Origin of the sequence: Mycobacterium sp., from assembly GCF_050701515.1 — a bacterium.
Taxonomy (GTDB): domain Bacteria; phylum Actinomycetota; class Actinomycetes; order Mycobacteriales; family Mycobacteriaceae; genus Mycobacterium.
Map to the genome: position 1 here is coordinate 1 of NZ_JBOGDB010000167.1, position 12,156 is coordinate 12,156.

Consider the following 12,156-nt stretch of genomic DNA (forward strand, 5'->3'; position numbering starts at 1 on the left):
ATGCCGTGCGGCTCGGTGACACCCGCTCCGCCGACGGCATCGCCCGGCTGACCGCCGACGTGGACTGCGTGTTCGGCACGCTGGCGCTGCAGCATGCGCGCGCCCTGGTGGCGCGTGACGCGACCGCGCTCGACGCGGTGTCGGCCGCGTTCGCCGAGATCGGCATGGGTGGCGCGGCGGCCGACGCGTCGCGCCAGGCCGAGGAAGCCCGCGCCGGTCAGTTGCCTAGCTGACTGTAGGTCCTTCCACGAGGAAGGTTGACTAGATGACACCGGCCTCGCAGCGTGCATCACCGAAGTCGGCACGCTAGTTGACGAATCAACCCCGACTTCACCTTTCCGAGAGCACCGGACGTGTGCCCGACTCCCACTACAGCGAATCTTTGGATTTCTCTGCGAGTGCTAGTGCAATCTGCCGGCCCCTGTCTGTCAGGTTGAGCCAGCAACAAAACACCCAACCCGGCGCGTCGTCATAATGATCGACATAGGCGTCGGAAATCCATTTGATCGATTCATCGAGCGGCGTATCCCAAGCACGAAAACGCCCACTTTCTAAGGGATTCCCCAGTTCAAAAAGTTCATCGCTCACCAGCGAGCGGATGGTCTCTAGTGTCAGGTTCTGATGCTCCGTCAGTGGTGCCGACGGATGTTGTCGAACGACACGCGACTCAACGTGAGCGAGTGGCAACGAGTCCTCGAGCCCGTCGGTGAGTAGCTCCTCACGCAATTTCTCGCGCGCGGTATTCCTTGGCTCAATGCCTTGCTCGTCGGACAATGGTCCTCCTAGCTAGCGCTGCGACGCGGTGCCCGATCGGGTCGGCGTGTTCACCAATTCTCCGTGCATGAAGATTATCGGCGCGCGACATCGAGTGTGACAGGGTCATTCTCGTTCACCCGGCAGGTTGATCTCGCCGAGTGTCGGCAGCTCATCCTCCAGCCCGGCGCCAGGCGGCGGACTTAGGTCAGGCACTCCGTTCGGCGGATACACCAGCGGCGGGCCGACCGGTAATTGGACGGGCACTCGGGGCGTCGGTTCAACCGGTGGAGGTGACGGCGGCTTAACCGGCCCCTCAGCCGGCGCGCGAACCGTGGGCCCACGAGCCGGCTCGCCACTACTGCTGGGAATGTCAGGCACACCACCCCGGGGATTGATGTGGACCTTCACGTACTCCTTCTCGCCCGGAAAGCGGATGTCCAGAGCCGGTTTACCGTTCGAGCCAGCTGCATCGCGGATGCCAACGATGGTTCCATCAGGAAGCACGCGCATGGATCCCGGAGTTTCTCCGTAGCTGCCGACGCGTTCCGACGCCCCCTTATTAACCCAGTCCCACAACCTTCGAAGATCTTCCACACTGCGAATTTCCTTGATCCATGGCTTGTTTCCCCGGGGGAGTCCCTCGATAGCGGCTCGAATATCTGGCGCTGTTCGTCCGCCGCTGCCACCCAAGTTATCCGGACCGCCCGGTGAGGGGATGGGCGTTTCCTTCCGACGGCGGTTATCCACCGGCTGAATCGTGGGCTCCTGCTTCTGCGGATCGGGTAAAACCGGATTGCTGGCGAAGCTGATGCCGGTCACCCCGGCCATAGCGGCGGTGATCCGGTTCGCCACCTCGGTGTCCGTTGCCGCCAGCGAGGCCGCACACCTGCGGATCGTTGCAGCGAACCCTTCGGCCTGCGCCTGCCGGGTGGCCTGCAGCGCCGGCTGCCCGCCGGTCTGTCGACTGGTGACCGATAGATCCTCACCCACCGCGAAGCCGGCCACCCGGGTCTTGCGAACCGCTTCCAGCGCTATCTGTCGAGCACCCTGCAGCTGAGCGGCACCTGTGCGGGCCAAGCTGGCCGCGCCTCGCAGGCTATCGACCGCTCCAAGCGCGCTCAGCCGGTCTGAGCCGACACGTACTGTCGCAGCGTCGGCTGCCTCGCCCTCCCACGGCGTACCGCCCGGATGCGGTGCCTCCCGATAGACCCTGGTGAACGCCTCCTCCCACACTCGTGCCGTGTTGGTCCAGTGGGTCGCTGCTGCCTCGAGATGCTCGGTATCCCACGCATGAATCTGCGACAGATCCGGCAGCGTGGTTGTAGTCGCCATCTATACCGCTGTCGTACCAGCCGCAGACAAGGCCACTGCTGAGTCTGCTTCAGTCCCCGCATAGCCCTGCGCTGCCGCCTCGGCCTCAGCTGCGGTCGCCTGCATCCGGAGCATGAGCTGCGTGCCGGCCGCAGCAACATCAGCATGCGCGGCCGCTATGGCGGCCGAAGTTGCCTGAAAGCAACCTCCTAAAGGCGGCGGAACGCTGGCACCTGCCACCGCGCCGGCCTGCTCCATGCAGTTAGCCGCGAGCGCCGTAAGTCCCTTGACATCGACACGTATCAGCCCCATTCAGAAATTCTAAGGCAGCCGCGGAGCCTGCCATGCGCTGATTGAACTGCGTCGTGTTTCGCCAGATGCGTTCACATTTCCGCTCATCCAGGCGTTGGAGTCGACACCCGGCCTCGCGTCTTAACGCTTGCCGTTGTCCATCCTTGCGGCGGGTTCAACCTGTTAGATATCGGCGCAGCACGTCGGCTGCGGCGGTGATCTGCGCCTCCTGCACCCGCTCGTCTGCGCGGTGGGCGAGGTTGGGATCGCCGGGGCCGTAGTTGACCGCCGGCACGCCCAGCGCCGCGAACCGCGCTACGTCCGTCCAGCCGTATTTCGCGCGCACCTGCCCGCCCGCCGCCTCGACCAGCGCAGCGGCGGCGGGCTTGGTCAGCCCGGGCAGCGCGCCGGCTGCGGCGTCGGTCTGCTCGATATGCACGTCCAGTCCGTCGAGCACCTCGTGCACGCGCTCGTTCGCCTGCTCGACGCTGCGGTCGGGTGCGAATCGGAAGTTCACCGTGACCGACGCCGCGTCGGGGATGACATTTCCGGCGATCCCGCCGTCGATGCGCACCGCAGACAGTCCCTCGCGGTACGTGCATCCGTCGATGTCGACGCTGCGGGGTTGATACGCCGTCAACCGATCGAGCACCGCGCCCAGCTTGTGAATGGCGTTGTCGCCCAGCCACGATCGCGCCGAGTGCGCGCGGGTTCCGGTGGCGCTGACGACGACGCGCAGCGTGCCCTGGCAGCCGGCCTCGATGTATCCGCCGGATGGTTCGCCGAGGATGGCGACGTCGGCCTGTAGCCAGTCGGGCAGTTCACGTTCGATGCGTCCCAAACCGTTTGCGGCGGACTCGATTTCCTCGCAGTCGTAGAACACCAGCGTGATGTCATGTGCTGGTTCGGCGATCGTGGCCGCCAGGTGCAGGAACACCGCGTCACCGGACTTCATGTCGGATGTTCCGCAGCCGTGCAGCTCACCGTCGGCGCGACGGCTGGGCAGGTTGTCGGCGACCGGAACGGTGTCGAGGTGGCCGGCCATCAACACCCGCGACGGCCTGCCCCGTTGTGTGCGGGCCAGCACCGCGTTGCCGTTGCGAATGACCTCGAACCCCTCGGTCTGCTCGCGCAATGCGGCCTCGACCTCGTCGGCGATGTGCTCCTCCTGCCGCGATTCGCTGGGAATGTCCACCAGAGCCGCGGTCAACGCGATCGGGTCGCCACGTAGGTCCAGCACAACTGACCAGGCTAGCGGGTCACCCTCTAATGCCGAGCAGACGCATAAGCCCCCGATTCCCGGCGTGTCGGGGTGCTTTTGCGTCTGCTCGCGCTGGAAACGCATCCAGTAGCGTGTAGCAGCGTGACTGCAGCTTCAGGCGTCGGTGTGGCAACCATCGCCGCCGACGGAACCGTCCTCGACACGTGGTTCCCGGAACCGGAGTTGAATGCCGACGGGCCATCGGGCACCGTGCGGCTGTCGGTGGCCGAGGTTCCCGACGAGCTGGCGGAGCTGGCCGGCCGCGACGAGGACCGCAATGTCGAGTCCGTCGTGGTGCGCACCGTCATCGCGTCGCTGGACGACAAGCCCGCCGACACCTATGACGCCTACCTGCGGCTGCACCTGCTGTCCCACCGGCTGATCAAGCCACACGACGCGAACGTCGATGGGATCTTCGGCGTGCTGGCCAACGTGGTGTGGACCAACTACGGGCCGTGCGCGGTGGAGGGCTTCGAGTCGGTGCGGGCCCGGCTGCGCCGCCGTGGACCGGTGACGGTCTACGGCATCGACAAGTTCCCGCGGATGGTCGACTATGTGGCCCCGGCCGGGGTGCGGATCGCCGACGCGGACCGGGTGCGGCTCGGCGCACATCTGGCGGCGGGCACGACGGTGATGCACGAGGGCTTCGTCAACTTCAACGCCGGCACGCTGAGCACGTCGATGGTGGAGGGCAGGATCTCGGCGGGCGTGGTGGTCGACGACGGCTCCGACGTCGGCGGCGGCGCGTCGATCATGGGCACGCTGTCCGGCGGCGGCACGGCGGTGATCTCGGTGGGCAAGCGCTGCCTGCTGGGCGCGAACGCCGGGCTGGGGATCTCGCTGGGCGACGACTGCGTCGTCGAGGCCGGGCTGTATGTGACGGCGGGGACGAAGGTGCAGACCGCCGACGGTCAAACGATCAAGGCCCGAGAGCTGTCCGGGGCGAACAACCTGCTGTTCCGCCGCAATTCGCTGAGCGGCGCGGTGGAGGTGGTGGCCCGGGACGGCACGGGCATCACGCTCAACGAAGCCCTACACGCCAACTAGCTCGTCGGGCCCACTTCTCCGGTGGCGATGTAGACACCACCGCCGAGCGCTCGCGTTACCCGCAGGCCCGGCACCGCGGCGGCGAGATGACTCCATGGTTTGTCGAAGCCTTCGAATGTCGTCACGTACCTGCGTGCAATTGGTTTGACGATGGCGTTGACCGCAAACGCCAGCCGGTGTGTGGCGTTCACCGGGCCGAACGCCACGACCCGAGCGCCCGGGCGCCCGGCGTCCACGGCGCGATGTACAACCGCCGGTAGCCGCGTTAGATCGTGAACGAGGAAAAACAAGATGCCGTCAACGTCGTTGGGAAGCGGAGCAACCGTCGCATCGCCGACAATCACCTCGACGTTGTCCCAGCCTTGATCGGCGATGTGTCGGCGGGCAATTGCTGTCATCTCCTCGGTCAATTCGACGCCCGTTACTCGACCGGTCGGGCCGACGGCCGCACGGAGGGCAGCGAAGCTGGCGCCGGTGCCACAGCCCATGTCCAACACGTGGTCGCCCGGCCGCAGTTGGAGGCGGTTGATCACGCGACGCCGGATCGGTGCGACGACTCGTATCAGCCTGTCGTATCCCCGTGCCAGGCCGCGATATTTCCGCCTGGCCTCGTCGCTGTCGGGATCTTCGTGGTGCTCCATGCACGACCAGGGTAGTCGCGCGTGTCTGCTCCGGTCAGGCGTCGGGAGCGAGGACGCAGAACTCGTTGCCCTCCGGGTCGGCCAGCACCACCCAGCTCTCGTCGCCGCGCTGGCCGATGTCGGCGTGCCGGGCACCCAGGCCGACCACCCGGTCGACCTCGGCCTGCTGATCGTCCGGCCGGAAGTCGAGGTGGATGCGATTCTTGCAGACCTTGTCGTCGGGCACGGCGATGAATATCCAGTTGGGACCCGCGCCCGGCGGAGCATGCAGCACGACGTCGCCGTCGTCGTCGACGTCCTGCGGCCAGCCCAGCACGTTCGACCACCAGGTGCCCAGCGCGGTGGCGTCGTGGGCGTCGATGCAGATCTCGTCGAATGTCAGTGCCATTTCAGCCCCATTCAGCCAGTTCCTTCTTGAGCACCTTGCCCATCGCGTTGCGCGGCAGGCTGTCCACCACTCGCACTTCCCGAGGCCGCTTGTGCGTGGAAAGCTGTTGTGCAACAAAGTCGATCAACGCGTCCGGCGCCGCGTCACCGACGACGAAGGCGACAATCCGTTGGCCCAGATCGTCATCGGGCAGACCGATGACCGCGACTTCGGTCACGCCCGGATGGCCGAGCAGCGCCGTCTCCACCTCGCCGGCACCGATGCGATAGCCGCCGGACTTGATCAGATCCACCGACTCCCGACCGACAATCCGGTGCATGCCGCCGTCGTCGATGACCGCCACGTCTCCGGTGCGATACCAGCCGTCGGCGTCGAAAGCCTCCGTGGTGGCATCGGGCCGGTTCAGGTAGCCGTCGAACATCGTCGGGCTCCGAAGCTGCAGTCGCCCAATGGTTTCGCCGTCGTGCGGTGCCGACGCGCCGTCGTCGTCGACCAGCCGAGTCTGCACACCCGCCAACGGCAGACCCACCCAACCGGGCCGTCGCTCCCCGTCGGCGAATGTGCTCAGCGTGATCAACGATTCGGTAGTGCCGTAGCGTTCCACCGGCTCGTGACCGGTGAGCTCGGCCAGCCCGGCGAACACCGGCACCGGCAACGGAGCGCTGCCCGACACCAGCAGCCGCGCCGACGACAGTGCCCGCGCCGCGTCGGTGTCGGCGGCGACCCGTGACCACACCGTCGGCACGCCGAAGTAGAGCGAACCGTGGGCGTCCGCGTAGGCCGTCGGTGTGGGTTTTCCGGTGTGCACGAAGCGGTTTCCGATGCGCAGGGACCCGAGCAATCCGAGCACCAGCCCGTGCACGTGGAACAGCGGCAGCCCGTGCACCCGGGTGTCCTCGGACGTCCACTGCCACGCCTGCGCGAGCGCGTCGATGTCGGCGGCGATGGCCCGCCGGCTCACCACCACACCCTTGGGCGGTCCGGTGGTGCCGGAGGTGTACACGATGAGCGCGGTGGCGTCCGGCGGAGGCTCCGCATAGCGATGCCACGACCGGGCGTGTAGACGCACCGGGATATGCGATAGCCCCTCGGCGTCCTCCGGCTTCTCGCCCAGCCAGGCCTGCGCGCCGGAGTCGGTGAGGATGTGGTCCCGTTCGCCGGCGCCGACGTCGGCGGGCACCGGGACCACGGGAACTCCCGCGATCAGGCAGCCGGTGATGGCCAGCACGGTGGCCGCGGTCGGGGTGGCCAGCACCGCCACCCGGTCTGCGCCGGCGACCCGTTCGGCCACCGATGTCGCGGCACCGATCAGGTCGCTGCGGCTCAGCACGGTGCCGTCGATGCGTACCGCGTCGCCGATATCGGCCCCGGTGGCGGCGGGGTTCAGCGAGGCCAGCAGCACGCCAGCGACGCTACCCGATGAATTCTGCCGCCGATCGGGGTCTACATGGCCATGCCCAGCACGCAAGGCAGTCTCGATGTAACGGTGAAGCCCGGATGAACAACTAAGAGAACAGCCGAAAAGAAGCGAGGTGACAGAATGACCGCCGCATACGGTGCGATGGCGATGGTGCCCCTCCTGTTTGCCAGTGCAGGCTATGTCCTCGTGTCAGCAGGGGGCACCGCCGAATGGAAAGGCCGACGATCCAATGAGTGACGAAACAGCCATCCGCGACCTGATCACCCGCTGGGCCGGCGCCGTGCGCGCGCAGGATCTCGATGGCGTGCTGGCAGACCATGATTCGAACATCGTGATGTTCGACGTGCCACCGCCCTACGACGGGATTCGCGGCATCGACGCCTACACCGCGTCGTGGCCGCCGTTCTTCGACTGGCAGCGTCAGGGCGCCGAGTTCGAGATCGTCGAGCTCGACGTGACCGCGGGAACCGACGTCGCGTTCGCGTGGGCGTTACTGCGCTGCGGCAAGCCCGAGGACTTCGCGGCCAATCCCGACAACCGGCTGCGCCTGACCGTCGGGTTACGCAAGCGCGACGGCCGCTGGGTCGTCGCCCACGAGCACCACTCGTTCCCCGCGACCGACTAGGCCTACTGCCGACGTTCGGCCAACGCCCGAAGGAAGAACGTCAGGTTGGCGGGCCGTTCGGCGATCCGCCGCACGAAGTAGCCGTACCACTGGGTGCCGAACGGAACGTAGACCCGGACGTGGTTGCCCTCGTCGGCCAACCGCCGCTGCTCGGCATCGCGGATGCCGTACAGCATTTGATATTCGAAATCCTTGACGCCGCGGTTGTTCTCCCGGGCCAACGTCGGCACGACATCGATGATTTGCGGGTCGTGGGATGCCACCATCGGATAGCCCGAGCCGGCCATCAGCACCCGTAGACAGCGCAGGTAGGAGTCGGTGACCTCGTCGCGGTCGCGGTAGGCCACCCAGGCGGGCTCGTCGTAGGCGCCCTTGCACAGCCTGATCCGGGCGCCGGAAGCGGCGAACTCCTCGCAGTCGCCGTGGGTGCGTTTCAGATAGGATTGCAGAACCGTTGCCAGCCAAGGGAAGTCGGCACGTAGCTCGCGCACGATCGACAACGTGGAGTCGGTGGTGGTGTGGTCCTCGGCGTCGACGGTCACCCATGCGCCGACGCGCTGCGCGCGCTCGCAGATGGTGTGGGCGTTCTCCCGGGCGATCTTCTCGCCGTCGCGGGGCAGGGCTTGGCCGAGTGCCGACAGTTTCAGCGACACCTCCAGTGGGCGCACCTTGCCGTCCGACGACTCGTGACGCCCGCCGAGCGCGTCGAGCAACTCGAGGTACGCCCGCACCGTCGCATCGGCGTCCTCGACCTCAATCGTGTCCTCGCCCAGATAGTCAATGCTGACCAGCCGTCGGCTATCGCGCAGCTGCCCAACGGATTTCAGTACGTCGGCGACCGTCTCCCCGGGCACGAAGCGATGCACCACGGATCGGGTGATGGGCAGCCGCTCGGCCGTGCGGCGCAACCCGTCTGACCGGCTGGCCGCCAGAATCGCCGGACGCGCGACCCGGTGGAACACCTCGGCCATCACCTAGGCCTCCATGTGCGGGTAGTTGTGATCGGTGGGCGGGACGAACGTCTCCTTGATCGACCGAGCCGACGCCCAACGCAACAGGTTCAGCGCCGAGCCGGCCTTGTCGTTGGTGCCCGACGCCCGTGAACCACCGAACGGTTGCTGCCCCACGACGGCACCGGTCGGCTTGTCGTTGACGTAGAAGTTGCCCGCCGCGAATCGCAACCGATTCTGGGCCTGCAGCACCGCATCGCGGTCGTCGGCGATCACCGCACCGGTCAGCGCGTACTTGGCGCCGGTGTCGACGACGTCCAGCATCTGCTCGTACTCCGAATCGGGATACACATATACCGACAGGATCGGTCCGAAGTACTCGGTGGAAAACGACTCGTCGCCCGGGTCGTCGGACAGCAGCACCGTGGGCCGGACGAAATAGCCTTCGCTGTCGTCGTATTCGCCTCCGACGGCGACCGTGACGCCTGACGCGCCCTTGGCTCTTTCGATGGCCTTGACGTTCTTGGCGAATGCGCGATCGTCGATCAGCGCACCACCAAAGTTGGTCAGGTCGCTGACGTCGCCGTAGCGCAGCGCCTCGGTGGCGCCGAGGAAGTCGTCTCCCATCCGCTGCCACACCGACCGCGGGATGAACGCCCGTGACGCGGCCGAGCACTTCTGACCCTGGTAGTCGAAAGCGCCGCGGATCAGCGCGGTGCGCAGTACGTCGGGTCGCGCCGACGGATGGGCGAGCACGAAGTCCTTGCCGCCGGTCTCCCCCACCAGCCTCGGATAGCCGTGGTAGCAGTCGATGTTGGCGCCGACTTCACGCCACAGATGCTGGAAAGTCCCGGGCGACCCGGTGAAGTGGATGCCGCCCAGGCGGGGATCGGCCAGTGCCACCTCGGAAACCGCGATGCCGTCGCCGGTGAGCAGGTTGATCACCCCCGGCGGCAATCCCGCGGCCTCCAGCAGCTGCATGGTCAGGTAGGCCGCGAATGTCTGGGTCGGCGACGGCTTCCACACCACGGTGTTGCCCATCAACGCCGGCGCGCTCGGCAGGTTGCCTGCGATCGCGGTGAAGTTGAACGGGGTGATGGCGTAGACGAAACCGTCCAGCGGCCGGTAGTCGGTCCGGTTCCACACGCCGCGTGTGCTGATCGGCTGTTGCGCCAGAATCTGTCGGGCAAAGCCGACGTTGAACCGCCAAAAATCGATCAGCTCGCATGCCGCGTCGATCTCGGCCTGGTAGGCCGACTTCGACTGACCGAGCATCGTTGCGGCGCAGACCTTCTCCCGCCATGGTCCGGCCAGCAGATCGGCGGCGCGCAGGAACACCGCCGCACGTTCGTCGAACGGGGTGTTGGCCCACGCGTCCCTTGCGGCCATCGCCGCCTCGATGGCCGCGGTGGCGTCGGCGTGATCCGCGTTGGTGAAGGTACCCAGCCGGGCGGCGTGGCGGTGTGGCTGCACCACGTCGATGCGTTCACCACCGCCCATCCGATGAGCGCCGCCGATGACGTGCGGCAGGTCGATCGGGTCGGCGGCCAGCGCGTCGAGCGCGGCCACCAGTCGGTTGCGTTCCGGGCTGCGCGGTGCGTAGTCGAGGACCGGCTCGTTGGCCGGCTTCGGCACCTCGGTGATGGCGTCCATGCTGCAAGGATCCCCGTTTCCGGCCCGTATACCGATGGACAATCCGACAATGCCGGTGGCCATCTATAGTCGAAACGGACAAAGGAGTGGCATATGACGGTGCCCATGCCAGGACTGTCCCTCGGGCAGTTGCTGTTGGCCCTCGACCGCACGATGGTCACGCTGGTCGAGGCCCCGCGCGGACTCGACATGCCGGTGGGATCGGTTGCGCTTGTCGACGTCGACGACATCCGGTTGGGCCTGGCGGTCGGCGCCGGATCCGCAGACCTGTTCTTCCTGCTCGGGGTGTCCGACGCGGAGGCCGTCCGCTGGATCGGGCAGCAGATGGACGGCACCGGGCGGGTTCCGGCGGCGATCTTCGTGAAGGAACCGTCGGCCGCGGCGGTCACGCAGGCGGTCAGGCTCGGCACGGCCGTGGTGGCCGTCGAACCCCGGGCACGCTGGGAACTGCTCTACAAACTGGTGAACCACGCGTTCGAACACCACGGCGACCGTGGCGACCCGCTCTATGACTCCGGCACCGACCTGTTCGGGCTCGCGCAGTCCATCGCCGACCGCACCCACGGGATGATCACCATCGAGGACGACCAATCCCATGTGCTGGCCTATTCGGCGTCCAGCGACGACGCCGACGAGCTGCGCCGGCTCACGATCCTCGGCCGCGCCGGTCCACCCGAGCACCTGGAGTGGATCGGCCAGTGGGGAATCTTCGACGCGTTGCGCGCCAGCGGTGAGGTGGTCCGTGTCGCCGAACGCCCCGAGTTGGGTCTGCGGCCGCGGCTCGCGGTCGGCATCCACCTTCCCGCGACCGACGCGCGGCGTCCACCCGGCTTCGCGGGGACGATCTGGCTGCAACAGGGATCGGAGCCGTTGGCCGACGACGTCGACGAGGTGCTGCGCGGCGGCGCGGTGCTCGCAGCCCGAATCATGTCGAGGCTGGCGTCCGCCCCGTCGACGCACACCGTGCTGGTGCAGCAGCTGCTCGGCTTGACCGGCGAGGACGCCGACGACATCGGTGCCATCGCCCGGGAGCTCGGGATTACCGCCGACGGCCGTGCGGCACTGATCGGATTCCGCGGCGAAGGGACAGCGGTACCGGCCGACGTTATCGCGCTGAGCGCCAGCGCTTTTCGCGACGACGCGCAGGTGGCGTCGACCGGCGAGCGGGTCTACGTGCTGCTGCCCAAGACCGGAACGGCGTCGTCGGTGACGTCCTGGGTGCGGGGCATGGTCGCCGCGCTACGTCGTGAGCTCGGCCTGACGTTGCGGGCGGTGATCGCCGCTCCGTTGACTGGGTTGGCCTCTGCGGCGGCGGCCCGCGCAGAGGTGGACCGGGTTTTCGACAGCGCCGAGCGCCATCCGGGTGCAATCCGTCAGGTCACCTCGCTGGACGAGGCCCGCACCACCGTGCTACTCGACGAGATCGTGTCCCAGGTGGCGGGTCACCCGCGGCTCGTCGACCCGCGGGTACGACAGCTGCGCGAGCAGGATCCGATGCTGGCCGACACGCTGGCCGCCTATCTCGACAGCTTCGGAGACATCGGTGCGGCCGCACAGTGGCTGCACGTGCATCCCAACACCGTGCGTTACCGAGTGCGGCGGATCGAGACGCTGCTCTCGACGTCATTGGACGACCCCGACGACCGGCTCGTCCTTGCCCTGGGACTGCGCGCCACCGACTCTTCGCCGTAGGCATGTCGGGTCGCTTTTTCTCGCGAGCAGACGTAAAAGCTCCCAAAACCTCCTCGGCGTGTCGGGCACTTTTACGTCTGCTCGCGCGGATTAGGTGACCGCGAACGCGCCGGCCGCCAGC

Annotated in this window: 11 protein-coding genes and 1 pseudogene; 4 read left to right on the top strand and 8 right to left on the bottom strand. The window is 67.2% G+C overall.

Annotation, left to right across the window (positions count from 1 at the left end; translation table 11 throughout):
* Positions 1-233 (top strand): annotated as a pseudogene (locus ACRDU5_RS13995) (AAA family ATPase); the annotation flags it as partial.
* 136 nt (positions 234-369) lie between these two features.
* Here the strand turns inward: ACRDU5_RS13995 and ACRDU5_RS14000 are convergent.
* The 3 genes from ACRDU5_RS14000 to dapE form a co-directional block, all read right to left on the bottom strand.
* Positions 370-774: a hypothetical protein gene (locus ACRDU5_RS14000; RefSeq protein ID WP_526615169.1), complete on the bottom strand. Its 405-nt coding sequence runs from the start codon at positions 772-774 to the stop codon at positions 370-372.
* Positions 775-879: 105 nt separating this feature from the next.
* Positions 880-1,833, bottom strand: a complete 954-nt coding sequence (locus ACRDU5_RS14005; protein WP_526615170.1) for a hypothetical protein — start codon at positions 1,831-1,833, stop codon at positions 880-882.
* Positions 1,834-2,533: 700 nt separating this feature from the next.
* A complete protein-coding gene (gene dapE / locus ACRDU5_RS14010) occupies positions 2,534-3,598 on the bottom strand; it encodes a succinyl-diaminopimelate desuccinylase (RefSeq protein WP_526615171.1) in 1,065 nt (354 codons plus the stop codon).
* A 93-nt stretch (positions 3,599-3,691) separates the two neighbouring features.
* Between dapE and dapD the strand changes: the two genes are divergently transcribed.
* Complete coding sequence (gene dapD, locus ACRDU5_RS14015; protein WP_526615180.1) at positions 3,692-4,666, top strand: 2,3,4,5-tetrahydropyridine-2,6-dicarboxylate N-succinyltransferase; 975 nt, start codon at positions 3,692-3,694, stop codon at positions 4,664-4,666.
* Here dapD and ACRDU5_RS14020 read toward each other — a convergent pair.
* Genes ACRDU5_RS14020 through ACRDU5_RS14030 form a run of 3 tightly spaced genes read right to left on the bottom strand, consistent with a single transcriptional unit; the run spans position 4,663 to position 7,097 of the window.
* Complete coding sequence (locus ACRDU5_RS14020) at positions 4,663-5,307, bottom strand: class I SAM-dependent methyltransferase (RefSeq protein WP_526615172.1); 645 nt, start codon at positions 5,305-5,307, stop codon at positions 4,663-4,665. The genes dapD and ACRDU5_RS14020 overlap by 4 nt on opposite strands.
* A gap of 34 nt (positions 5,308-5,341) precedes the next feature.
* Positions 5,342-5,695, bottom strand: a complete 354-nt coding sequence (locus ACRDU5_RS14025) for a VOC family protein (protein WP_526615173.1) — start codon at positions 5,693-5,695, stop codon at positions 5,342-5,344.
* A gap of 1 nt (position 5,696) precedes the next feature.
* A complete protein-coding gene (locus ACRDU5_RS14030; protein WP_526615174.1) occupies positions 5,697-7,097 on the bottom strand; it encodes an AMP-binding protein in 1,401 nt (466 codons plus the stop codon).
* Positions 7,098-7,344: 247 nt separating this feature from the next.
* On the opposite strand from ACRDU5_RS14030, the gene ACRDU5_RS14035 reads away from it, so the two are divergent.
* Positions 7,345-7,740, top strand: coding sequence for an SgcJ/EcaC family oxidoreductase (locus tag ACRDU5_RS14035; protein WP_526615176.1), 396 nt, complete (start codon positions 7,345-7,347; stop codon positions 7,738-7,740).
* A 2-nt stretch (positions 7,741-7,742) separates the two neighbouring features.
* Here ACRDU5_RS14035 and ACRDU5_RS14040 read toward each other — a convergent pair whose 3' ends face one another.
* On the bottom strand, positions 7,743-8,711 hold the full coding sequence (locus ACRDU5_RS14040) for a proline dehydrogenase family protein (RefSeq protein ID WP_526615177.1): 969 nt from the start codon (positions 8,709-8,711) through the stop codon (positions 7,743-7,745).
* Between the two features lie 3 nt (positions 8,712-8,714).
* Complete coding sequence (pruA, locus tag ACRDU5_RS14045; RefSeq protein ID WP_526615178.1) at positions 8,715-10,343, bottom strand: L-glutamate gamma-semialdehyde dehydrogenase; 1,629 nt, start codon at positions 10,341-10,343, stop codon at positions 8,715-8,717.
* Between the two features lie 93 nt (positions 10,344-10,436).
* On the opposite strand from pruA, the gene ACRDU5_RS14050 reads away from it, so the two are divergent.
* Positions 10,437-12,035, top strand: coding sequence for a PucR family transcriptional regulator (locus ACRDU5_RS14050; RefSeq protein WP_526615179.1), 1,599 nt, complete (start codon positions 10,437-10,439; stop codon positions 12,033-12,035).
* Positions 12,036-12,156 lie beyond the last annotated feature (121 nt).